Source organism: Leptospira noumeaensis, from assembly GCF_004770765.1.
In the GTDB taxonomy this organism is placed as follows: Bacteria; Spirochaetota; Leptospiria; order Leptospirales; family Leptospiraceae; genus Leptospira_A; species Leptospira_A noumeaensis.
This window is the reverse complement of sequence record NZ_RQFK01000026.1, coordinates 1,166,647-1,190,031: the sequence shown is the minus strand read 5'-3', so window position 1 is coordinate 1,190,031 and position 23,385 is coordinate 1,166,647. Positions and strand designations below refer to the sequence as shown.

Below are 23,385 nucleotides of genomic sequence, written 5' to 3'. Positions count from 1 at the left end.
TTATTGGATTTTCTGGTTGGGACGCTCGTACCGGGAAGCACTTTTCACTTTCATGACAGCATTCACCAGATTTTGGAAGGATTCTTCTTTCATCCAAGTGATGGATTCCGTAAAATAAGGAACCAGTTCCCTACGCACCGGCCTCCATTTTCCCGAATCGGATTCCCATAACGGATAAAAAGAAAGTCGAAACTTGATTCCTTCCGATTGGGTTACATCCAACACCGCTTCAGGAACTTGTGTCGAATTCAGTTCAGGAAAAGCCGGGGCACCCGTCTCGTCGATATAGAATTCTACTTTTAGTCCCTTCACCACAGATTCCCATTGGTTTCCCACATCCGGTGGTAAAACAATCCTTTCACCGGTAATACGGCTCCAATCATTTACATAAACATTGTATTGGTTTTTTTTGGCACGATTTTCGGCCTTTACATTCACAACCTGACCAGAAAAAGACAGTTCCTTCAAGTAACCATCATTAAACGTAACATACATTTTTTCACGAAAACTAGTAACTGGAGAACGGAACTTTTCTATCAGATAGTTATAAGGAGCTATAACCTCGTCTTTTACTAAAACAGATATGCGACCTTCATCCGATCCAATTTTTTTACCAAACAACAATTGTTTGTCTTTCGAAAATTCAATATCTGTTCCGTTTTCTTCTGATAAAGTCAAAGATGGTGAACTAATCCCCAAACAGTAAGTCTTTTGAATTTCAGGTGTAGATTTTTCAATCAACTTTGTTTTAAGAACACTGAGTTCGGAAAAACTATTTTTTACATTGTAATTGGCTTCATAAGAAGTTTGTTTTCCATTTTTTATGGATGATACTGTATAAACTGGAGTTAAGTTCCATCCACGAGGAATTTTACGAAACACCATAGTTTCATCAGCAAACTTTGGCTCCATAACACCACACCAATCTTCTTTCGGTGGAATGTATTGAATGGACTTCCAATCTTCTTTCCAAAAATTTGTCTCAGAAATGTTCTCTGGATGGTCTTCCATCCAGTAGAAAAGTAAAAACAACCCAACAAAGGCAAGGACTACTAAACTAATTTTCTGTTTCATACTTCAATCATAGAACTTTTTCGGCGAACATAGACAAAGTAGGATCCCGCTGCCAGAATGAATCCAGGGAACAAAAACACTCCAATCACCCATGCAACTAACTTTTGATTGTCGGAAAGGGAAATGGTATCAAGTTCTTCTTTTTTAAGTGGAATTTCTGCAACAGCAGTGTCTTGGAATAAACCTGTGATGGACACAGTGGAAAACTGAGAGTTCATCGCGTACGGAATGAACTGATCAGTAATCCAAGAAGTACCAGTATGTAAAATAATTTTTCCTGATTTTTCACTCACAAGTGACATGGGTGTTAAAACAACGGAAAGAATTTTACTTTCACGTTTTTCGTTAGGATCTAGTTTTCCATTTTTATTTTCATCTGTATAAGCTTCGAATCCAGATTCTAACAAAGTTTCTGATTTAAAAACATAGGGAGATGGAATGGTAGCATCTGTTTCCAAATAACCACTGTAAGGAAAAAGAATTCCCATATCTTTTTTCTGAAGTAAATCAGTGAGCCTGTTGTCTGGAAAACGTTTAGCCACAACAAACCCCGGTTTTTCTTCTCTTTCAATGAGCTGAGTAGATTTGAATTTCAGGCCAGCCGTTGTCAGTAACCACCCGAAATCTTCGTTTCCTTTCGGTTCCATGGTGATGAGAAGTTTGCCATTTTTTTCCAAAACAAATTTAGTAATTTCGTCTTTTGCTTCTTTGGAAAATGGAACAGTAGGCCCAAGAACCACTAACATTTCTGCATCTTCTGGCAATTTGGAAGGCCAACCTTGTGCAAATCCAAGTTCCGCTACTTTAAAATTTAAAAATTGTAAAGAAGAAACAAACCGGTTTACTTGTTCATTGGGAAGTGCCTTAAAGGACATTCCATACCTTTCTCCATTGGAAACGGTAAAATATACTTTTTTCTGTTCCGTAGTGACATTTAGAAGGGCGCCAACTAACTTACGTTCCAAGTCTTCCAAATCTTTAGTTTCTTTGGCAATTACCCTTTCTTCTGCAAAAGGAGTCCCCGATGTGAGTAAAGATTGTTTCTGGGAACGGACAAAAATAGTTCCATTAGAAACCTGTCCAAACTCTTTTAACAAATCAACTTCTACATCCGCATTGATAAACTGAACGGTTATATGTGAATTTTCTGCTTTGATTTGATCCAAAAGGATTTCAATATCCGGACGAACTCGAGTGAGAGCAAATGCAGCCAACTTATCTCCGTTTGCTGGCCCATCCGCTTCCAAAGGACGAGGATAAAATGCAGTGATCGTAATATCTTTTGTGATTGGTTTGATAAGATTTCGGGAAATTTGAGAAAGAGAAAATTTACCCTGGCTACTCAAATCAAAGTTATAGTTACGTTTGATAGCAAAATAGTTAACAGCAACGATGATTGGAAGAACAAACAAAAATCCAAGAACTGCATTTTGTAGTAGGGAATTTTTGGATTTTGCTAAATTACTTTGTGCTTCTAAGGATGATTTTCCAATTTCAAGTAAAACCACTTGGAGTAAAAATACGATCGAAAGAAGGACTACGCAAAGTAAAAGAAATTCTCTTACCTTTGGAATGGCACTGACTTCTTCATTGAATCCAGCTACCGGTTTTAGATCTAAAAAATCACGTAAAACAGACAACAAAAAGGCACCAATCCCAAATCCGGCAGCGATATAGCGGTTTTGGTCTTCTTTACGCAAACCTTTAGAGAAGGCTCGAATGATGGTATCAAAAGCTAAAAATAAAAAGATAACGCCAAGGAAAATAATTCTTCTTTTGGGATCCACAACCATCCCATCAAACAAGAAATAGGCGAAAAGTGAAAGTAAACTAATAAACGGTAAAATTCTATCTGCAGTTAAAAACATGATCTACCCCCTCCATCTCCTGGATTCCAGAACCTTTACGGTAAGATATAAAAACAAAAATGTTCCGCTTAAGAAAAACACTATCCCCGTCAAAGGAACTACACCTTTCGCAAAAGCAGCAAAGTGGGAAAAAATATGTAAGTGAAAGAGAACCTTTCTAGTTGTTGCTTGGAAAAGATGTGAAAAATATCCCACAACCCAAAGTGTCAAAATAATCAAAACCGAAATTAAAAGTGAAATCATTTGGTTTTTGCCGAGGCTTGATCCAAACATTCCGATCGTAAAAGTAAAGACACCTAACAAAAATACTCCGACACTACCGGATGCTACCATATAAAACGGAGCTTTCCAAAATGAATATAACAACAATGGAAAAAGTCCATTGATAAAAACGGTAATGATTCCACAAACCGTGACACCAAAAAGAAATTTACCAAAAACAATTTCCAAATCGGTAACAGGGGAAGTAAAAAGTAATTCCAAAGTTCCTTTGTTTCGTTCTTCAACAATCGATCCCATAGATATGATGACCATGGCGATGAGAATGGTTGTCATAAAGGAAATGAAAGTGATGTAAGTTGCAATTTCATAATTTGCAGTTCCATTAAAGTTTAGAATCATCACAAAAAGTGCATTTAAAAATGCAGTTCCGCCGAGAACCAATGGCCCCATATATGTTCCAAAAAATAATCGTAATTCTTTTTTATAGATCCAAACAGCCGTTTGCCAGTTCATATTTTCTCCATAAAAATTTGTTCTAAAGACACTTCTTGTTTTTTCAAAGATTCAATTTGAATTCCACTAGCTAAAGCCTTAGAGAACAAAGATTCTTTGAATCGTTTTGGATTTGTTGTTCGCACTAAAAATTGAATTTCTTCTTTATTGGTTCCTAGCTCAGACAAACTATCACCATCACCAATCGCTGATTTCATAAAATTAAGCAGTTCATCGGCACTCTTACCAGAAAGACCAACTTCCCATCCAGCAAGTCGGTTCATTTCTTCTTCCAATCTACCGAGTGAAAGTTCTTGTTTCAAACTTCCTTTGTGTAGAAATAAAAACTTATCACAAGTTTTATAAATTTCAGTAAGGATATGACTAGAAATCAGAACTGTATGATCACCTGCGAGACTTCGAATTAAATTTCGAATTTCGACAATTTGTTTTGGATCTAGTCCCGAAATTGGTTCGTCCATAATCACAATCTCAGGATCACCAAGTATTGCTTGTGCAATTCCAACACGTTTGCGAAATCCTAAAGACAAAGTTCCAATCAACTTATCTTTAACTGCCGTAATGTTGGTTTTAGACAAAACTTTTTCAATTTCCGATTCAAGTTTTGATTCCTCAATTTTTTTGATCCGACCTACAAATTGAAGATACTCTGTAATGGTCATATCTTCGTAGAGAGGAGGAGTTTCAGGTAGATATCCGATTTTCTGTTTTGCTTCCAAAGGAAAGTCAAAGATAGACTTTCCATCTATGGAAGCATCGCCCGCACTAGGGATCAAATACCCTGTCAGGATTCGGATGGTAGTGGTTTTTCCGGCGCCATTGAGGCCCAAGAGACCCACAATTTCGCCTTTTTCTAATTTGAAATTAAGCCCTGAGATGGCTCGTTTTTCACCGTAAAATTTTGATAAATTGCTGACTTGAATCATAACTCTGGTTTAGTTTTCTTATACCTGCACCTATGAATGAATTTCTGGAAAAAATCAAAGGCTTTTTCAAGGATGAAGATAGCTTTTTTGATGCAAAGCAACTTCTGCAACAGAATTGGCACAAATTTGTCCCCCAATACTTCGACAAAATCCTGGAAACTCGTGCAAATGCCGTATTTGTCTTAGATAAGAACCTAAATTATACCTACGTGAACACTTCGGCAGAACGTATGGTGGAAAAATCCGCCAGTCAGATGTTAGGGCAAAACATCTGGGATCTGTTTCCGAACCTGGACGAAACCGATTTTGGCAAACAATTATCAAATGCGATTAAAAATAGAGAACCATTTCGGTCAGATGAGTTCTTTTTGCAATCGAAAGGATGGTTTGCGACTCAAGTTTTTCCACAGGAAAATTTTACCATCCTCATTGCGACAGAAATTACTTCTGAAAAAAATGCTAAGGATGATTACAGCCAAGTCCTCAATAAAAACAAAGCCATCTTAAATTCTCTTCCTGATAAACTGTATGGAATCCGTAAAGATGGATCTGTAATTGATCACAAAGAATTTCCCGATTTTAAAGGTTGGGATTCGCTTCACGAAGGTAAAGAAGTTAGGATCACAAGAATTGAAAATCTATTTCCAACCAAAAAACTCATCGAAATTGAATCCATCTTAGAACAAGTTTTAGAAACTGGTGGAACCAAAACTTATGAATATTCCATTGAAGACTACGATGGAAAAAAATATTTTGAGGCCCGATTTACAAAAACTGGCGAAGATGATGTTCTCACCATCGTCAGGAACATCACTGAACGAAAAAAAGCAGAAGCCTTAAAAAACGAATTTATCAGTTTAGTAAGCCATGAATTACGCACTCCTTTAACATCCATTAAAGGATCCATCGATTTATTACTTGCTGGTGTTGCCGGGGAACTCTCCAACCAAACCAAATCTCTTCTCAATATCTGTAGGAAAAATACACAAAGATTAGTGCGTTTTGTAACAGACTTATTGGATATAGAAGCTTTAGATTCAGGAAATATTAATTTCAAATTCAGAACCTATCGTTTAGAAGAAATCCTTCAAAGTTCTGTCGATGGAATGAGAACCTTTGCCGAACAATACCATGTTTTATTAAACTATGATCAAAACTTTCCATCCACATCTGTTTTTGTAGATGAAGATAGGTTAAATCATTGTATTACAAATCTAATTTCCAATGCAGTGAAGTACACTCCCAAGTTTTCGGAAGTGTACATTACGGTAGTTCCTTCAGACACTCATGCACAAATATTAATCAAAGACAATGGCCCAGGAATTGATCCGAATTTTGCTCCAAGATTGTTTCATAGATTTGCACAAGGAGCGCCACCGAAAGATAAATTAGTTGGTGGTTCAGGACTTGGACTTTCTATCACCAAAGGATTTGTCGAAGCAATGAAAGGAAAAATATTTTTCACTTCTGATGACAAAGGAACTGTTTTTACTATCGAATTTCCAATCATAAAACCTGGATTCATTCCTTCTGGATACAATCAATGACAGAATCAACCTTAAAACATGTATTAATTGTTGAGGATGAAGAAGATATCGTTGAAATTCTTCGTATTGCTTTAGAGTTTAACTCGAATTACCAGATAAGTTTTGCAAAAACTGGACCAGAAGGTCTACAAAAAGCCATCATCCTACAGCCCGACTTAATCTTGTTAGATGTTCTAATGCCTGGTATGAATGGAATGGAACTTATCGAAGAATTAAAAATTTTTCCAGAAACTAAAGAGATTCCTGTAGCTTTTATAACATCTAGGGTTTTAAAAAATGAAATTTTGGAATACCAAAAAAGAGGAGGCATTGGTGTGATCGAAAAACCCTTTGCCCCTCTTGAAATTGCTGATAAAATTCAAACCCTTTGGGAAGATTCGAAAAAAATTTAAGACCTTTATTCTTATCTATTAAAATTAAACGTCTTTAAACCCAGTCAAAATTTCGTCTTGTCTTCCCATAAGGCGCACTGACAAACGTGGGCCCACTTCACAAACAATACGAGAAGCAACGTAATTTCCCCAACGGGCAGACTTTTGTGCCGAGTATCCTTGCGTCAGTCCATACAATACTCCCGCAGCGAAAGCATCACCTGCTCCCGTTGTATCAATTGGTTTTACAGGAAAACCGGGGACGAGTGTGATCTTTCCATTTTCAGCAACGTAAGCACCTTCTTTACCAGCAGTCATAAATACTAAAGGACAAAGTTTGGATATAAACTCAACAGCATCTTCCGCAGTTTTTGCTCCACTAAGAGCCAATCCTTCTTCAGAATTACAAAAAACAACATCAACGTATTCTTTTGTTAGATGGATGAATTCATCTCTGGAACGATTCACACAAAATGGATCACTATATGTAAAAGAAACTTTTACATTGTTTTCCTTTGCAACTTTCATAGAAAGTTCACTAGCTTTTTTTGTAGAATCTCCATCCCATAAATAACCTTCGACATAAACAAATTTGCTTTTTTTAAGATTTTCTACATCGATATCATCCGGACCAAGTGAAGTAGAAATGGCAAGATTGGTTAACATCGTTCTTTCAGCATCTGGTGTAGTTAAAACCACACAAGTTCCTGTATGTCCGTTTTTATCAGGAGTGGTTTCAAAAAGTACACCTGCATCTTCCATATCTTTTTTATAAAATTCGCCGTAAGTATCATGGGTAACTTTACCCGTATAACAACATGTTCCACCTGAATTTGCAATGGCAATCATGGTGTTGGCAGCACTGCCACCAGAGCGAAGTTCTTTTTTTTCATCATGAAGGTCTGCAAGAATTTGACCTTGTCTTGATTCATCCACAAGGGTCATCACACCTTTCGTGATATTTTGTTTTTGTAAAAAATCGGGATCAATAAAGGCAATGATATCTACCAGGGCGTTTCCCACGCCGAATACGTCGTAATGCTTCATGGGGACAATGCTTTTTTCCTTTAGGGAATTGACACTCAATTTTCCTGTTCCAGGTTGGCAAGTACCGAGAAAATACGGCTCCATGGTTTCCTATTTCCGATTATCAATTTTACTTTTTTTATGTTTCTCATCCCTTACGTTACTTGCTCAAAACAAAGAAACAAAAGAAGTTGAGATTAGAGCCAATGTAGAAAACCAATCAAAAAATTCCAATTTTGCCAAAAACCCAACTGGATTTCAGAAAGAAATAGATTTAACATCAACAAACACTCGATATACGAGTTTGCCCGATGTATTAAACCGAGAAGCAGGAGTTCGGGTGAGGCAATACGGTGGACTCGGTTCTTATTCCACTCTCTCATTGCGCGGAACCAATCCCAACCAAACTAAAATCTATTGGAATGGGGTTCCTATTAATAATTCTATGGGAGGTGAAATCAATTTAGCAGATTTACCTTTCGACAATTTAGATAAAATTGAAATTTATAAATCGGGTACTCCCGCAGGATTTTCTGGGTCAGCAATCGGAGGTTCTATCAATCTAATTTCAAAATCAAAAATAGATAAACCGATTACACGAATCAATTTGATGGGAGGAAGTTTTAAAACTGCCAAAGCCACAGTGACCCATATGGATCAGTTTTCAGGTGGATCTTATTTTGTACAGGCTCTCCAGGAAACTTCTGACCAAAACTTTAGTTATCTCAATAACAAAGGAACTGTTTTATTTAATACTTACGATGATACGATTGACACACGTAAGAATGCACAATTTCGAAAAACCGGATTCACGGGAAACCTCTCGCTTGAATTTGGAAAAACAAAAATAAACATTCTAAATGATTACATACACAGAAAACAAGGGTTACCCGGTCCAGGCAATAGACAAACCGTTGCGGTAGAACGAGTTTTTAGTAAACTTTCAACTGCAGTCACTACGGAAACAAACGAATTTCTTTTTCAAAACCTGACTCTTGAAACAAAAACTTATGGTAACTTTTCTAAAGATGATTTTTTCGATCCTAAATCTGAATTTAGTTATGGAACTCCCAACTCATATACAAAAACAAACCAATATGGATTTCAACTCACACCCACATTATATTTATTAGAATACAATCAAGTGCTCCGAACCTCTTTCCAAACGGAGCAAGAATTTTTCACTCGGTACGAAAAAAGATACAATCACGAAACAGAAAGAAAAGAACCGAAAAAACGTAGAGATACTTTAAGTGCTACATTTCAAGACGAAATCAGACTTTTTTCCAACCGACTTTTTTTAGTTCCACAAGTACGATTTGAACGGTTTTCCGACAGATTTGGAAAAGATGAAACAAGTGTTCGTAACCAACTTTTAGACCCACTCACTGATGTATTTTATGTAAAACAAGCTTTCACCAATCCAAGTTTTGGAATTAAAATTGTTTGGATCAAAAAAGAAAATTTAGAATTTGGAACACTTGCAAACATTAGTAAAGACTTTCGCATTCCCACCTTCTTAGAATTATTTGGTGAACGTGGAAGTATCGTTGGGAACACTAAATTAAAACCAGAACAAAGCCGAAACGGTGATTTTGGATTTTATCTCCATTCAAAACCAAGTAACAATTGGAAAATTCAATCCGATATTTCCATTTTTCAAAAAAGAATTTATGATATGATATTGTTTTTACCCAATTCGCAATTCACACTTAGGCCAGAAAACGTAGACCAAGCTCTCATTCGAGGTTTGGAAACTAGTCATAATTTCATTTGGAATAAAGGAATCAAATTTAACTTTAATTATACCTACCAAGATGCAAAAAACTATTCGGAATCTCCATCCCTCAACGGGAAGTATTTACCGCTCCGATCTAAAAGCCAGGGCAGTGCACTCCTCGCATTCTTCAAAGAATATGGAGAAATTGGATTGGAATACCAATACATCGGTGCCAATTTTAGAGACAGAACCAATGAATATCTGGGTTACTTACCAGCCAGACAATTTTGGAACCTCTACATACAATATATACCTTACAAAAACTTAGAAACAGGAAACGAATTGATTTTAGGATTTGAAGTTCGTAATCTAACAGACAAACGGGTTGAGGACTTGGTCGGATATCCATTACCTGGCCGCAGTTATTATTTTACAGGGAGCTACCGATTCTAATGTCCAATACCACCAATAGCTTTCATGATAAATACAACCCCCTACGCAGGATATACGCACTACGAGTATTCGCTGCAAGGTATCTGAATTTCAAATACAACGCCCTACGCGGGATATACGCATTGCGAGTATTTCCCATCCTTTTCTTTTCTTTCCATTGTGCACAATTGGAAATTGAAAAACCTAATTTCTTTCAATTTCTTTTTTTATCGGCTTCTCCCACTTCCGTGGGTGTTGTTACATCTGACTTTGCTAGTGGAGGTAGGTTTAAGACATTTGAACCAAACTCGTTTACTACATTTCCCACATCCATCCCCATACATTCAGATGCAGTGGGCAGATATACAAACGATAGAGTTTTTATAGTCAATCGATTGAATCGTGACAGTATCCAAGTATTAAATCCACAGATTGGATTTATCACCGAACAAGAGTTTAGTGTTGGCCAAGGAAAAAATCCACAAGACATTTCTGTTTGGAACGACAAATATTTTATTAGTTTATATAATTCAGATGAATTGGCTATTTATTCAAGAACAAATGGAACAAAAATAGGTGGTGTTTCCTTTACTTCACTTCGAGAAACTTTTTCAACCTCGGGAATTCCAGATAGTTCAGTAGAATCATCTTATATGATTCAGGAAGGATCCAGTTTATTTGTATTGTTACAAAGATTGGATAGAAATGATGTATCAGGATATTTGCCGCCTAACTCAGATTCATATCTTGTAGAAATTGATATGGACCTAAATTCAATCAAAGCCGTTTATACTCTGCCTTACAGAAATCCAAGTTCCAAAATTCAAAAAATTAATTTGTTCGGTGAACCTCATTTGGTGATGTCGTGCGTAGGACGTGTAGGTTTTATTTCTCAAATTGATGCCGGAATCATAGCCTTTAGATTAAACACTCGCCAATTTCATCCAAATCGACTTTTTGCCGAAGAAACTGCCGGTGGAGATATTCTCGCCTTTCAAATCAAAAATGAAGAATTAGGTTTTGCAGCTGTTCTAGATTCTGGATTTACAAAAACAGTCCAGGCCTTTCGACCAAGAACTGGCGAACGAATTGGAACCTTATTACAAATACCTGGGAATATAGGAATTAGTCTTTCTGGTTTATTACTTACGAATGAAGGAAAACTTCTCGTTGGATCCACAGATTTCAATCGACCAGGAATTTATGTTTACGATTCGAATTTAGGAAATGTTCTTTTAAACCCAGTTCCTAGTTCCGTAGAACTAACACCTTTTGATATCTTCCAGTTGCAAAATCTTCAATAAATCTCAAAGTGGAAAAAAACAGGGGAATCTAATCTATGTTAACTCTAAAAAAACAATCCAAAGGCCCATTAGCCAAACAAGTTTTGCTCATCATCTTAGATGGAGTTGGGTTTACAGATAAAGGATACGAAAATGGTAATGCTGTAGCGAAAGCAGATATGCCTGTATTAAAAGGCCTTTGGAAATCTCACCCTACCGTATTATTAAAAGCACATGGAACTGCGGTGGGAATGCCAAGTGATGAAGATATGGGCAACTCAGAAGTAGGTCATAATGTTTTAGGATCTGGAAGAATTTTTGATCAAGGTGCCAAATTGGTTTCTCAATCGATAGAAAATGGAAGTTTGTTTACTGGACCTATTTGGAAAAAAACTGTTTCCAATTGTAAATCAAATAAGTCCACTTTTCATTTTCTTGGTCTATTTTCTGATGGAAATGTTCACAGTCATATCGACCATCTAAAAGCACTCATCGATCATGTAATTAAGGAAGATATCAAAAAAATACGTCTCCATATTTTGTTAGATGGAAGAGATGTTCCCGAAAAATCTGCGTTAGACTATCTAAACCCTTTTGAAGAATATTTAGATTCCTATAGAAACAAAGGAATCGACATTTTGATTGCATCAGGTGGGGGAAGAATGGAACTCACTATGGATCGATATGATGCTGATTGGTCTATGGTAGAAAGAGGTTGGAATCATCATGTTGAGGGAGAAGGCCGCGTTTTTGCTACTGCGAAGGAAGCCATTGAAACGTTTCGAAAAGAAAACCCATCAGTCATCGACCAATACCTTCCAGGATTTGTGATTGGAGATTCCAATGGAAAACCTGTTGGTAAAGTAGAAGATGGAGACTCCGTTGTGTTCTTTAATTTTCGAGGTGACCGAGCCATTGAAATTTCCAGAGCGTTTACAGAGGAATCATTAACAAATTTCAATCGTAAACGTTTTCCAAAAATTGAATTTGCAGGAATGATGCAATATGATGGAGACCTATTCATCCCCAAACAATACTTAGTTGCTCCACCAACCATTGATCGCACTATGGGAGAATATTTTGCAAATACTGGGGTGGCACAATATGCTCTTTCAGAAACTCAAAAATACGGCCATGTTACTTTTTTTTGGAACGGAAATAGATCTGGTTACTTTAACCAAACTTTAGAAACTTACGAAGAAGTAAAATCAGACATCATTCCTTTTGACCAGAAACCTGAGATGAAAGCAAAAGAAATTACAGACAACCTTATACTTGCTCTCACTTCACACAAATTTCCTTTTTTAAGAGTGAACTATGCAAATGGAGATATGGTAGGTCATACCGGAAATATGGATGCCACTGTTCGAAGTTTAGAATATCTTGATGTTTGTTTGGATCGTATCAAAAAAATCTGCGATGAAACTGGTACAATTTTATGTATCACCGCTGACCATGGGAATGCTGATGAAATGTATCAACTTTCCAAAAAAGGTACTGCTGAAATTTCAAAAGAAGGAAAACCGGTTCCAAAAACAAGCCACACACTCAATCCCGTACAGTTTGTACTATATGATCCTTCGGGAAAAATCCAACTCAACCAAAACATAAAAGAAAAAGGTCTCGCCAATGTCGCAGCAACCATGATGGATCTTTTAGGATTTGAAGCGCCAGAAGGATACCATCCAAGTCTAATCAACAGAGATTAATTGCAAAATGCGTTTTCGGATTCTCATTTGTTTTCTTTTCAGTTTATTTTTTACAAACTGTGGAGAATCCGAAATAGGCTCTTTCTCAGAAGAAACGAAAGAAAAAATTCGAAAAAGAATCAAACAAGAAGGATTCCTGGGTGTAGTCCTCATTTCCCAAGATGACAATATCCTGTTTAGAGAATCCATTTTTCCTGGTAAAAAAAGGAAAAATTCACAATTATACAAAAAACATAATTTTCCGTTAGGTGAATCAACCAAAACTTTCACTTCCTTTGTGATTCATATGTTGGAAGAAGAAAAAAAAATTTCTTTAACCGACCCCGTTACTAAACATCTCAAATGGTTTCCTTATCCTAAAATTACGATTGGGCATCTATTACATCACACATCTGGTTTGCCAAAAATTATAGAATTTCTCCCAAACTTTGATACAGAAAAAAATCACTTAAAACGTGATGATGTCAAAAGGATATTTTTAGAATCCAAATTAAAACCTGCCTTTCCACCAGGTGAATATTGGAAGTACAGTCGACTTGATTATGTATTTTTGTCTTACATCATCGAAAAGGTTTCTGGATCAACCTACTCCAAATTTTTAAAAGAAAAAGTTTTTGATCCACTAGGATTCCAACATTCAAACGTAGATTCAAATGAAGTATTAATAGGAAATAGCGGAATTTACTCCACACCGGAAGATTTATCTCTATTTAGTTTGGAATTAAAAAAACCAAAATTAATCTCAAAAACTTCCAGAGACAGTTTGATCAAAAAAACTGTTTTATCTGACTCCATATCTGAAGATCCAATTGCTTTTGGCGAAGGCGTTTTTGTTGGAGATTATTTTTATTGGACTTATGGTAAAGAAAAGGGAATTTCAAACTTTATATATCATGACTTAAAGAGTAGAATTTTTATTACAATTATAAGTCCCTATGGAAACAGCAAAGGTGATTTATCTTCAATAAAATCAATCTTAACAGAAATCATTTTTGATGCTAAAAAATTAAACCTCAAAAAAAGAACCAATCTTCCAAACGAAATATATATAGAAGACTTAATGAAAGAGGAAAAAGTTCCTTCACTTGGAATCGCCGTTTTTAGGAACCAGGGATTAAGTTGGAAAAAAATGTATGGAACAAAAACTCAACATACACTTTTTCGTGCAGGTTCTTTGTCTAAAACTATGACCGCAACCGCAACACTTCGATTAGTTGAATCTGGCCAACTAGATTTATACTCAAACTGGATTGGAAAACTCAAACAGTACAAAGTGTCCGTCCCTAAAGGTAAAAGAAGATCAATTGTAAATCTTGATTTATTGTTATCGCATACAAGTGGACTTACTGAAAAAGGAAATTGGGATGATCCGATCAACTCAGGAAAAAAACATTTACGAGAGTTAAAAGATACAAATACAACAAAAGGAAATGGATTGAAATTGTATTATAAACCGGGAAGTAAATCTCGTTACTCTGGCGGCGGATACAGCATTGTACAAGAAATTTTAGCCGAACGAACAGGAAAATCATTTCAAAACCTAATGTCTGAAGTTGTTTTTCAACCTTTACACATGACAAGAAGTACATTTCGTCAAAACCTAACGGCTGATGATGATCGCCTCGATGGTTATGATGAACAAGGAAACCTACTCCCTCAAAAATCCTTTGTCACTCCTGAACTTTCCTCAGGCGGGCTTTGGACAACACCGGAAGAAGTGGGATTATTATTTCATGAAGTGGCGAAGGCGAAACAAGGAAAATCAAACTTTTTGTCCAAAGACTCTGCCGAGTATCTGCTTTCTCCGAAAATGAGTGCCGCCAACCTCACAGTCCATGCCCTTGTCGCCCATGGATTTTTCTTAAATCGCACTGGCAAAACCGAATATTTCTTTCATGGAGGCCATACAAAGGGACATAAGTCGCTTGCCCTTTTCAACACAGAAAAAGGATATGGAGTGGTCATTATGACCAATTCGGAAAATGGTTCTAAACTAATTTGGCGAATCCTCAGATCGATCTCAGTAGAAGAAAAATGGGACAAGTTCGTCAATTAATCTATTGACCAAATCGGAAAATTGGCTATCCTCAAAGCGGTTCAATGGAATATACAGAATCTAAATTCGACGGCATTGTTGTTCTGAAATTATTCGGCAACTTAGATATGTTAAATGCCGGTATACTCAAAGAACGAATTAAAGAATCTGCATCCCAAGAAGAACATCGGTTTATTTTTGATTTAGAAGGAGTCAGCTTTATTGACTCTTCGGGATTTGGACTCATCATGTCGCTTAACGACAAATTGACAGAGTTAGGTGGTGGTTTGCGAATTGTAAACGTTTCCAAAACCATTCGCCAGATTTTTCGCATTTCTAAAATTTCTTCTGTGATTCAAATTTTCGAAAGCACAGAAGAAGCTATCAATTCTTTCAAATAACTCAAGTTACGGAAGTTGCGACCATTTTTTGCCAAAAGTTTTTTAACTTGAGTAGTTTTGGATTTTCGGGTGCCATTTCTTGTAAAGCCAATAGAACTTCTTTCGAACGTTCGATGTCTCTTCTGTGCATTAGAATTTCTGCAAGTAACAATAGATTATTAAAATTTTTCGGATCTCTAAACCGAAGTTTTTCTGCAAAATCTGTGGCTAATTCAAAGTCTCTTCTTTGTTTATGTGCATAGGCAATATAAAACAAAAAATCGGTGTCCCCTGGATTCAGAAATAAATAACGATTAGCAAGTTCGATAGCTTTTTCATAATCCTTAGATTTCATATACAACTTAGATAATTCTCTTAAACAATAAAGATCATCTGGTTCCGAATCTAAAGCAAGTTCTAAAGCAAAAATTGCATTGTTCCATTCTCCATCACGATAGGATTGAATCCCTTCTCCCAACATTTGGTAATAAACATTTGTTTTTGTGGATTCTTTCGCGGCGTAAGCAACTTCCTCTAAAAATGCAATTCTCATCAAACTTAAATCATCGGTTAAATCACCAAATAAATACATGGCTTTACAAATTTGATTTAGATCACCACCACCTTCCCGAACATGTCTTAAAAAAACAGTTTCATCATCGTTGATGACTCTGTTTCCTCCAGATTGTCCAACAAACAAATCATCACGGCCATCCGATCCCAAAATGAGAACATCCCCTGGACGTAAAGGGTAAATTTGGATCACTACTTCGTCACCACTCATCTCAGTAAACCCAATCTTTCGAAGGGAATGTTCATTTTCGAGAAAACTTGCATTTCCATCGCGAAACAAAACAATCCAAGGATGTTCTGCATTGATATAATATAATGTTCCCGTTTCTTCGTCAACTAATCCTAGTATGGCGGATATTAACATATGGCCGTCAAAACTAATAAAAACGTTGTGAACCTCTTGGAAACATTCCTTTAGCCAACGTTCGGGATGTCTATCCTGCATATAACGCAACTTTTGTGTTCGAGTTATAATAGACTTAAAAACTGTTCCCATTACAAGAGCACCACCCGCACCTTGGATGGACTTACCCATAGCGTCTGCGTTTAAAAATACTGTGTATTTTTTACCCATCAAATAGATAGAATCCGAAACTGAAAGGTCACCACCAATTTCAGATTGTTTGTTCCTGAACGTAAATTGTTTCATCTGACGTTCGAAAATTTTGATCGAAACAGTTTCTGATTTTGCAAATGAACCACGTAAAGGTTTGATGAGCAAAGATGTTAAAAAATAATCTCCATCTTGTTTGTCTTGGAGTTTTTGCATTTCCGATAAAGTTTCATTTAACTCCCTTGTACGTTGGTCCACCATTTCTTCCAAATGATTTTGGTGTTCGGCCAATTCCTCTTTCATTTCGACAAAAACTCTTCCCATTTGCCCAATTTCATCACTTCGATGAGTTGGTAAAGTTTCTGGTTTCCACTGGTCTAAATCTACCATGGCGGTAGTGAGAAGTTTGATTGCTTCTACCATATCGCGAGAAAACAAAAAGGAAATAAGGAAAATAACACCACATAATACAAGTGATGCGACAACAAAAAACGACCAAATTTTCCATGTTTTAGATTCTACTTCATTTTCATCAATCATCACATGAAACACTAATTGTTTTACCGACTGAGAACTTCCAACATAAGGAATTTTAACTAAATAATATGGTTTACTTTGAAAGTGGAACCTTTGTTCTTCCATTAACAAATTTGGTTTTTCATTCATCACCAAACGAATCATATCTGATCCTATTGTTTTTACTTTTCCTTCTTGAAAAATTGCTAAATGAATTCGATTGTCTTTAGAAATGGTTTTTGTAAAACTATCATCTACTAGTTGGCCAATGAGAACGGTTCCCCGACCAAAAAGTGGAGCCGCCAACCGAAATCCAAGTCCACTATGTCCATCTTCCAAAGCCGCAGTTGATTGCCCGTTCAAAGCATTTCGAATGATGGGTTGGTTTTTTTTATCATCGCCAAAATCTTTGGGACGATGCACACGAAACAAAACTTTTCCCTTATTGTCTCCAATTTCAAAAATAGACAAACCATATCTTTTTAAGATTTGTTGTAGGTAAGGTAGTTCCTTCGATAAAACGGAACGATCACTGAGTCCCCTCTCTAAAATTCCCCGAGTTTGAGAATTAAAAGTAATTTCTTCTAGTAACAAACGCAGTTTTTCTTCTTTAAATTCCAATTCCCTTTGAAAATTTCGCGAAAGATCCTCTGCCCGTTGTGTTTGAGGGATATTTTTCACCGATTGTAAAAGATAGGCGAAACTAGTCGTGAGAGCAATTACAAGAAGAATTTGACTCACACTCAGTATTAATAAGAATTTGTAACGTATGCTCATAGAAAACTACGTGCATCTTCTCAGTTTTGAGTTACAATCAAATGACATTCCGTTGAAGGAAATGTATCATCAAATAAATTTCAGATGAAACCAAACGCCTTTCTTTTTTTTCTAATTATCCTTGTACTCTTACTTTATTATACATTTGAATATTTTTTACACAACCGAACGATTAAAAAGTTCAAACATCGAATCCATGTCAACGGGACGAGGGGTAAATCAAGTGTAACAAGACTCATACGAGCAGGACTTTCCGCTACAGGGGTGACCGTTTTTGCAAAAACGACGGGGACAATGGCTCGAATGATTTTTCCCGATGGATCAGAAGAATCAATCACTCGATTTGGAAAACCATCCATTTTAGAACAAATTAAAATTCTAAAAAAGGCGAACCAAGTTGGAGCCGAAATCGTTGTATTAGAATGTATGGCATTGGAGCCACGTTACCAATGGGCAAGCGAAGGACAAATTCTAAAGTCAGACATTGGAGTGATTACTAATATCCGGGAAGACCATCTGGAAGTGATGGGACCAAATTTAATCGATGTCGCCAAATCGTTATTATCTGGTTGTCCAATCAATGGAACCCTTATTACAGGAGTTACAGAATTTGAAAGTTTAGTCCAAGAGGTATGTAAGGACAGAAATTCAAACGCCATCATCACAAAAGAAGAATCGCTAGAAAAAATTACAGATGAAGAAATGAACAAATTCTCTTATTGGGAACATAAAGAAAATGTAAATTTAGCACTGACTGTTTGTGAATTCCTGGGAGTCGATCGCAAAAAAGCTCTTGAGTCTATGTGGAAAGTAAATCCAGATCCTGGTGCACTTTCAGTGTCACCCATTCATTTTTTTGGAAAAGAATTTTTATATGTAAATGCTATGGCCGCTAACGATCCAAATAGCACACAGTTCATCTGGTCTTCTGTCATCCAAAGATACCCGCATTACAACAAACGATATATTTTGTTTCATACAAGGGAAGACAGGCCAGAACGGAGCCACCAATTAACAAAAGAATTTGCCAACTGGGATGGATACGATGCAGTCATTTTAATTGGATCATCGACTTCCTTAGCTTTTAAATATTTAAAAACCTATTCCAAAAAAGACATTCCCATATTTGTTTGGGAACATTTAAGTTTAGATGGAATTTTTGAATCCCTACTCTCAATTCTTCCTAAACAATCTTTAGTTTTTGGAATTGGAAATATAGTTGGTCTGGGAATGGATCTATCTTTATACTTAAAAAATCGGTCGGAACAAACCAATGAATGAAATTCTCCCTTTGTCTATAGGGCTAAGCCTCGTTGTCAGTTTGGTTTTTTCAGAACTATTTGGCATTTTGGGAACGGGTCTCGTTGTACCAGGTTACTTAGCTTTATCCTTCCATCATCCCAAAGACATAGCCCTTACTTTTCTCATCGCTTTCCTTTCCTATCTTTGTGTAGAAATTTTATCTAATTTTTTACTTATCTTTGGAAAAAGAAAAATCGTATTTATTCTGTTATTTGGTTATTTTTTCGGTTATTTGTTAAACTACCAAGTTCTTCCCGATTTAGATATCGCATACCTTTCCGAAGTGAGAGGGATTGGGTTTATCATTCCTGGACTCATTGCTATTTGGTATGAAAGACAAGGTGTATTAGAAACAACTTCTGTTCTGATCCTTGCTTCTATTTTCGTAAAAATTCTCCTTATTTTCATTTTAGGTACAGAGTTAGAAACTTTATGATGACTAAAATTTATTGGTCTCCTTGGAAACATTCCAGGATTGCGTTATTTCTCTTAGCGATCTTAGGAGTTTTAGGTTTATTATTAATTGAAACTTGTAAGGTAAAAAAAGAACAATCCTATTTCAAAAAGAAACTTCATGCGGCAAAACTAGCAGAACGTGGGTTTCAGATTCTAAAACCAGAACTATTAAAACACAAAAAACCAGATTATAAAGAATTAGATCCAACAAACTCTGGTCTCATCGGCGACTTCTTAACTCCTGTTACAAGTAACACGGGATCTCTTTCCGCAAAACAAACATCTATTAATCCAAACTTTGCAGCGATTATGATCCAACTTTTTAAAAAAGCAAAGTTAGAAGAAGGTGACACGGTTGCTGTGGCTATATCCGGTTCTTTTCCTGCTGTCAATATTTGTTTATTTGCAGCCCTTGATACCATGAAACTGAAACCAATTATTATTTCGAGTGCTTCGGCATCACAATTTGGAGCGAACCATCCACAAATGCTTTGGTTGGATATGGAAAGAGAACTTGTTGAGTCGGGAATTTTTTCATTTAAGTCAAGTTATGCGTCACTTGGAGGAATCCAAGACAAGGCAATGGGAATTTCAAAAGAAGGGAAAGAATTACTCGGCCGCGCTTTACAAAGAAACCAAGTCAAACTCCTTGATCCCATTCATTTTGATGATTCCATTGAAAAACGTATGAAACTATATGAAGAGTTGGCAGTTGGAAAACCTATCAAACTCTTTGTGAATGTTGGTGGGGGCACAACAATTCTTGGAACAAATCTCGGAAAACAAGTTTTCAAAAATGGACTCATCACCGGTTTACCCGAAGAAGTCCATATCCCCAATTCAGTCATCAAATCCTTTTTAGAAAAGGAAATTCCGGTCATCAACTTCATTCAAATTGAAACCTTAGCGCGAAAGTTCGGCCTACCCCAAACGCCAAAAAAAGTTCCCAAACCTGGAGAAGGAAAAGTATTTTATTCAGAAGAATACAGTCCCTTACTTTATCTTTCCGTTTTCTTTTTTCTCCTAGTGGGATTGTATGGTGTAACCAAGCTCGGTTGGGGAGAAAATGAAGAAGATCGACATCTTCCGAAATCCCTTCGGGCACGTTGAGGTCTTATGGCAAAAATCCTAGTCCTTTCCATCTTACTTTTTTTCATTTTACGTTGGGTGAGCCGCATCCTCATTTTGCCTGCGAAAATTGCAGAAGAATTTGGGAAAAACCAAAGATCGTCAGATCCGCAAGAGAGGAATTCATTTCCCCCGAAAGAAAAAGATATCTCAGAACGCGGAAAAATTATAGAATAAAGTTTCGATTTCCGAGCAGGCGAATTCTAAATTCTGTCGAAAATGAAACTAAGATGAGACAGAATTCGGTGCCTAGTCCCCTCATTCAGATTTTTTACAAACGAATATTTTCCATCCTTCCCATTCTATTCACAATCACTTTCATCCAATGTGGAGTTCCCAAAGGTGAGTTTGGTTGGACTACCACCCAAATGGAAGAAATGGATATTTTGGAAAAACAAATCCAAACCATCACTGATTATAAAATGATGCGAGATGATCTTATCTTTTCTCCGACCGATACCATCCACTATGTGTACCAGTTCTCTAGAAATCCTGGTTCAGAAACTGACTTTTATATTTCACTCAATCGTTATGAATTGGACTTCGTTGAAATTGATATCAAAAAGAAAAGAGCGGAACCAGATTCCCATGCCATCCGAGATGAATTTTCTCTTTTAAGAACTGGTGAGTATTTAATCAAAATTGTTCATGAAGGTGATACAGTTGATGAAGTAAAATTTCGTGTATTACCAGATGAAGGTTATACGCAAGAGAATCTAGAACAAGAATTGGCTGGTGACCAAACAGACGAAATTATTAAATACTCTCGTTAATCGGTGGTTGTATATTTCCAGTTTCTAAAATTTTCCTAACTCGCTCTAACTCTTTCAGAGCAACTCGTATGTCTGTTTCACCACCTTCACTGATGATTCGTTCATAAAATTCTTTTGCTTTAACAAAATCTCTCGTTTCCTCTGCGAGAACACCCAATCTAAATAAAATTTTAATCAAAGGGATTTTACTTCTTTTTGTTTCCAACACACGAATGACTGCCTCTTGGTCTTCAATTTTCAAATCCATCAACCGATATTGGGAAAGGATATCATCGAGTGTTGTGACCATCAGATCTTTTTTTAGAGTTTGTTTTTTCTCAATTAATTCTTTGAGTTCATTTTCTGCGAGGATCAACTTTTCATCTAACTTCTTCCACTGAGCAAAAGAAATATTCAGTTTGTTTCTCTCTAATTCATTTGATTTGTGTTTTTTATCTTTTTTACTGAGATAATAATAAGCAATGGATTCCAATTCCGTGAGACCAGTGTCAACATCCAAAGAAGGATTCCAATCCTTACTATTGCGTTCTAACCAATACTCTAAAAAAGAAACTCCCCTATCGGGATCACCAATTTGCGTATTAAAAAATACTCCAATTTCATAGGCAACTCTCGTTTTATCAGCGGAATCTGGTGATAAATTGAAATACTTTTCGTAATATTGACCGGCGATGATATTGCGTTTTAAGTCTGCATTGATGGTAGCTAAACGAAGATTCGCTTTTGTAATTTTTTCTTTTTCTTCTTCCGAGGGGTTTTTCAATTTCAAAAGTTCATTCAAAGCCTTTTCATAAAAATCTACGGCTCTTTCCTTTTTACCATCCTGTCTATATTGTTCCGCAATATCATTAAGAACATATGGATTTTCATTCCAAACTCGGTAAGCTCTTTCTAAAATTAACTCATAAGCAAAAAAATCGGTATTCCGTTTGTAATCAAATAAAACATAAATCCCTTTACCGGCAGTTCCCAGCTTATTCACAATTTTAAGGCGTTCTTTGTTATCATCTTCTAATTTTCTAACTACGTTGGCAAAGGCATACAGATCTTTTGATTCAACTTGTTTTCGTTTATCGAGATAAACTAAATATCGTAAGTTAACCGATTCATCATATTTTTGTTTGGTTAGTTTTCTATTTTCTTCTGCAATACGAACATCTTCTTTCCAAACTTTTGATTGCGGAGCCAAGTTTGATAAACTTTTTCCTTCGCGAATCCAATTACTTTCTTTAATATGGATTTCATCTTTAGTTTTTTTCAACTTATCTTCTGATTGTTTCCATTCGTTAAACAAACGATCATGTTCTTTGGCCGATGATGCATCATACCCGAGAACATCTTCCTTTTGCCATTCTCCTTTTCGAAATCCTTCTTCGGTCATTTCCAAAGGATGGTATCTAAATGCGGCAAGATAATGACGCAGCGCAGGTGCATATTTTTCCGACTCAACATACAAGCGAGCAAGCCTTATATGTAAGTTGTATAATAATGGAGAATCACGAACAATATAAGTTTCAGAATTTTTATGAGTGCTTTGCCATAACAAAAGACGAATATCATTCATCTCTGTTCTTGAATTATAAACGTTTCCTTTTTCTCGATCTTCCCAAATTCGTTTTTCTTCAATGAACTGGCTATAATAACGTTTGAGAAGACCTTCCGCCTCACGAATCTTAGTTTCTAGATTCTTAGGTCCTGATTCCACTGCAGCTTCCACCGGGGTGTCTCCCCCTGGAATCACAGGAATATCTGCCGCATTGGGATCTACAGCTTTCGGTTCTTCCCGAAGCGCAATTCCAGAATCTTCATCGATAGGAATTCGTTTTTCTGAATCCAGAGTTTGGATCTCTTCCGTAGAAATTACCTGTAAGGGAGATAAATAAAGTCCAGATAAGGGGTTCCGGCGGTCTTCTTCCCCAGCCCAAATTCCCCCACTTCCCACTGGGATGAGAAAAATAAATCCAAAGGTAAAGGTTAGGCAGATTCGAAAGTAACCCACGCGAAAAAGTAACTGACTTACCTTTTTCACCGACTCACAAAAGTGCCCCAGTTTCCAAAGAAAGTGACTTTCCATTTTTGCTCCGTTAACTTTCCCCAATTTTCCTTGGGCCCGATCCTTCAGTTTCAATTCGTTTGGATTCCCTGGTCTTACCTATCGGCGAAAAATCAAATTTCGACAACCAAAAGGTGTTGTATAATTG

The 23,385-nt window shown here is 36.5% G+C and carries 19 protein-coding genes; 12 read left to right on the top strand and 7 right to left on the bottom strand.

Annotation, left to right across the window (positions count from 1 at the left end):
• The 4 genes from EHQ24_RS13800 to EHQ24_RS13785 are packed head-to-tail and all read right to left on the bottom strand — an operon-like array spanning position 1 to position 4,603.
• Positions 1-1,074: a hypothetical protein gene (locus tag EHQ24_RS13800; protein WP_135602151.1), complete on the bottom strand. Its 1,074-nt coding sequence runs from the start codon at positions 1,072-1,074 to the stop codon at positions 1-3.
• Positions 1,071-2,942, bottom strand: a complete 1,872-nt coding sequence (locus EHQ24_RS13795) for a motility-associated ABC transporter substrate-binding family protein (RefSeq protein ID WP_135602150.1) — start codon at positions 2,940-2,942, stop codon at positions 1,071-1,073. The genes EHQ24_RS13800 and EHQ24_RS13795 overlap by 4 nt, the downstream gene beginning before the upstream one ends.
• 3 nt (positions 2,943-2,945) lie before the next feature.
• A complete protein-coding gene (locus tag EHQ24_RS13790) occupies positions 2,946-3,677 on the bottom strand; it encodes an ABC transporter permease (protein WP_135602149.1) in 732 nt (243 codons plus the stop codon).
• Entirely contained in the window at positions 3,674-4,603 is a 930-nt protein-coding gene (locus EHQ24_RS13785; RefSeq protein WP_135602148.1) for an ABC transporter ATP-binding protein, read from the bottom strand. Before EHQ24_RS13785 ends, EHQ24_RS13790 begins: the two co-directional genes overlap by 4 nt.
• A 32-nt stretch (positions 4,604-4,635) precedes the next feature.
• Between EHQ24_RS13785 and EHQ24_RS13780 the strand changes: the two genes are divergently transcribed.
• Both EHQ24_RS13780 and EHQ24_RS13775 read left to right on the top strand, forming a co-directional pair.
• Positions 4,636-6,150, top strand: a complete 1,515-nt coding sequence (locus EHQ24_RS13780) for a PAS domain-containing sensor histidine kinase (RefSeq protein WP_135602147.1) — start codon at positions 4,636-4,638, stop codon at positions 6,148-6,150.
• On the top strand, positions 6,147-6,542 hold the full coding sequence (locus tag EHQ24_RS13775) for a response regulator (RefSeq protein WP_135602146.1): 396 nt from the start codon (positions 6,147-6,149) through the stop codon (positions 6,540-6,542). The genes EHQ24_RS13780 and EHQ24_RS13775 overlap by 4 nt, the downstream gene beginning before the upstream one ends.
• Before the next feature lie 24 nt (positions 6,543-6,566).
• Here the strand turns inward: EHQ24_RS13775 and EHQ24_RS13770 are convergent, their stop codons facing one another.
• On the bottom strand, positions 6,567-7,568 hold the full coding sequence (locus EHQ24_RS13770) for an adenosine kinase (RefSeq protein ID WP_167483082.1): 1,002 nt from the start codon (positions 7,566-7,568) through the stop codon (positions 6,567-6,569).
• 82 nt (positions 7,569-7,650) lie between these two features.
• Here EHQ24_RS13770 and EHQ24_RS13765 point away from each other — a divergent pair, with 82 nt between their 5' ends.
• From EHQ24_RS13765 to EHQ24_RS13745, 5 genes are read left to right on the top strand one after another with little or no spacing between them, the layout of a single operon-like run.
• Complete coding sequence (locus EHQ24_RS13765) at positions 7,651-9,720, top strand: TonB-dependent receptor (protein ID WP_135602478.1); 2,070 nt, start codon at positions 7,651-7,653, stop codon at positions 9,718-9,720.
• Complete coding sequence (locus EHQ24_RS13760; protein ID WP_244310425.1) at positions 9,720-11,003, top strand: hypothetical protein; 1,284 nt, start codon at positions 9,720-9,722, stop codon at positions 11,001-11,003. Before EHQ24_RS13765 ends, EHQ24_RS13760 begins: the two co-directional genes overlap by 1 nt.
• Positions 11,004-11,038: 35 nt before the next feature.
• Positions 11,039-12,691, top strand: a complete 1,653-nt coding sequence (gpmI, locus tag EHQ24_RS13755; protein WP_135602145.1) for a 2,3-bisphosphoglycerate-independent phosphoglycerate mutase — start codon at positions 11,039-11,041, stop codon at positions 12,689-12,691.
• A 7-nt stretch (positions 12,692-12,698) separates the two neighbouring features.
• Positions 12,699-14,747, top strand: coding sequence for a serine hydrolase domain-containing protein (locus EHQ24_RS13750; protein ID WP_135602144.1), 2,049 nt, complete (start codon positions 12,699-12,701; stop codon positions 14,745-14,747).
• A 44-nt stretch (positions 14,748-14,791) separates the two neighbouring features.
• On the top strand, positions 14,792-15,127 hold the full coding sequence (locus EHQ24_RS13745) for an STAS domain-containing protein (protein ID WP_135602143.1): 336 nt from the start codon (positions 14,792-14,794) through the stop codon (positions 15,125-15,127).
• A 1-nt stretch (position 15,128) separates the two neighbouring features.
• On the opposite strand, the gene EHQ24_RS13740 is transcribed toward EHQ24_RS13745, so the two are convergent.
• Positions 15,129-17,525 (bottom strand): SpoIIE family protein phosphatase, encoded by a 2,397-nt coding sequence (locus EHQ24_RS13740; RefSeq protein ID WP_135602142.1) that lies wholly within the window; start codon positions 17,523-17,525, stop codon positions 15,129-15,131.
• 84 nt (positions 17,526-17,609) lie between these two features.
• Between EHQ24_RS13740 and pgsB the strand changes: the two genes are divergently transcribed.
• From pgsB to EHQ24_RS13715, 5 genes are read left to right on the top strand one after another with little or no spacing between them, the layout of a single operon-like run.
• On the top strand, positions 17,610-18,806 hold the full coding sequence (gene pgsB, locus EHQ24_RS13735; RefSeq protein ID WP_135602141.1) for a poly-gamma-glutamate synthase PgsB: 1,197 nt from the start codon (positions 17,610-17,612) through the stop codon (positions 18,804-18,806).
• Complete coding sequence (gene pgsC, locus EHQ24_RS13730) at positions 18,799-19,263, top strand: poly-gamma-glutamate biosynthesis protein PgsC (protein WP_135602140.1); 465 nt, start codon at positions 18,799-18,801, stop codon at positions 19,261-19,263. The genes pgsB and pgsC overlap by 8 nt, the downstream gene beginning before the upstream one ends.
• Entirely contained in the window at positions 19,263-20,393 is a 1,131-nt protein-coding gene (gene pgsW / locus EHQ24_RS13725; RefSeq protein WP_135602476.1) for a poly-gamma-glutamate system protein, read from the top strand. Before pgsC ends, pgsW begins: the two co-directional genes overlap by 1 nt.
• A 6-nt stretch (positions 20,394-20,399) precedes the next feature.
• On the top strand, positions 20,400-20,588 hold the full coding sequence (locus EHQ24_RS13720; protein ID WP_135602139.1) for a hypothetical protein: 189 nt from the start codon (positions 20,400-20,402) through the stop codon (positions 20,586-20,588).
• A 53-nt stretch (positions 20,589-20,641) separates the two neighbouring features.
• Positions 20,642-21,184, top strand: coding sequence for an LIC_12238 family plasminogen-binding lipoprotein (locus EHQ24_RS13715; protein WP_135602138.1), 543 nt, complete (start codon positions 20,642-20,644; stop codon positions 21,182-21,184).
• Here EHQ24_RS13715 and EHQ24_RS13710 read toward each other — a convergent pair.
• Complete coding sequence (locus EHQ24_RS13710; protein ID WP_135602475.1) at positions 21,168-23,258, bottom strand: tetratricopeptide repeat protein; 2,091 nt, start codon at positions 23,256-23,258, stop codon at positions 21,168-21,170. The two genes, EHQ24_RS13715 and EHQ24_RS13710, sit on opposite strands and share 17 nt — an antisense overlap.
• Positions 23,259-23,385: the final 127 nt, after the last annotated feature.

What these genes read in the sequence shown, in the direction of transcription:
- EHQ24_RS13720 (WP_135602139.1), top strand. Translation starts at nt 20,400, where the DNA reads ATGGCAAAAATCCTAGTCCTTTCCATCTTACTTTTTTTCATTTTACGT.
- EHQ24_RS13770 (WP_167483082.1), bottom strand. Translation starts at nt 7,568, where the DNA reads ATGAAGCATTACGACGTATTCGGCGTGGGAAACGCCCTGGTAGATATC.
- EHQ24_RS13780 (WP_135602147.1), top strand. Translation starts at nt 4,636, where the DNA reads ATGAATGAATTTCTGGAAAAAATCAAAGGCTTTTTCAAGGATGAAGAT.
- pgsW (WP_135602476.1), top strand. Translation starts at nt 19,263, where the DNA reads ATGACTAAAATTTATTGGTCTCCTTGGAAACATTCCAGGATTGCGTTA.
- EHQ24_RS13740 (WP_135602142.1), bottom strand. Translation starts at nt 17,525, where the DNA reads ATGAGCATACGTTACAAATTCTTATTAATACTGAGTGTGAGTCAAATT.
- EHQ24_RS13745 (WP_135602143.1), top strand. Translation starts at nt 14,792, where the DNA reads ATGGAATATACAGAATCTAAATTCGACGGCATTGTTGTTCTGAAATTA.
- EHQ24_RS13710 (WP_135602475.1), bottom strand. Translation starts at nt 23,258, where the DNA reads ATGGAAAGTCACTTTCTTTGGAAACTGGGGCACTTTTGTGAGTCGGTG.
- EHQ24_RS13785 (WP_135602148.1), bottom strand. Translation starts at nt 4,603, where the DNA reads ATGATTCAAGTCAGCAATTTATCAAAATTTTACGGTGAAAAACGAGCC.
- EHQ24_RS13800 (WP_135602151.1), bottom strand. Translation starts at nt 1,074, where the DNA reads ATGAAACAGAAAATTAGTTTAGTAGTCCTTGCCTTTGTTGGGTTGTTT.
- EHQ24_RS13795 (WP_135602150.1), bottom strand. Translation starts at nt 2,942, where the DNA reads ATGTTTTTAACTGCAGATAGAATTTTACCGTTTATTAGTTTACTTTCA.
- pgsC (WP_135602140.1), top strand. Translation starts at nt 18,799, where the DNA reads ATGAATGAAATTCTCCCTTTGTCTATAGGGCTAAGCCTCGTTGTCAGT.
- EHQ24_RS13760 (WP_244310425.1), top strand. Translation starts at nt 9,720, where the DNA reads ATGTCCAATACCACCAATAGCTTTCATGATAAATACAACCCCCTACGC.
- EHQ24_RS13790 (WP_135602149.1), bottom strand. Translation starts at nt 3,677, where the DNA reads ATGAACTGGCAAACGGCTGTTTGGATCTATAAAAAAGAATTACGATTA.
- EHQ24_RS13775 (WP_135602146.1), top strand. Translation starts at nt 6,147, where the DNA reads ATGACAGAATCAACCTTAAAACATGTATTAATTGTTGAGGATGAAGAA.
- gpmI (WP_135602145.1), top strand. Translation starts at nt 11,039, where the DNA reads ATGTTAACTCTAAAAAAACAATCCAAAGGCCCATTAGCCAAACAAGTT.
- EHQ24_RS13750 (WP_135602144.1), top strand. Translation starts at nt 12,699, where the DNA reads ATGCGTTTTCGGATTCTCATTTGTTTTCTTTTCAGTTTATTTTTTACA.
- EHQ24_RS13765 (WP_135602478.1), top strand. Translation starts at nt 7,651, where the DNA reads ATGGTTTCCTATTTCCGATTATCAATTTTACTTTTTTTATGTTTCTCA.
- EHQ24_RS13715 (WP_135602138.1), top strand. Translation starts at nt 20,642, where the DNA reads ATGAGACAGAATTCGGTGCCTAGTCCCCTCATTCAGATTTTTTACAAA.
- pgsB (WP_135602141.1), top strand. Translation starts at nt 17,610, where the DNA reads ATGAAACCAAACGCCTTTCTTTTTTTTCTAATTATCCTTGTACTCTTA.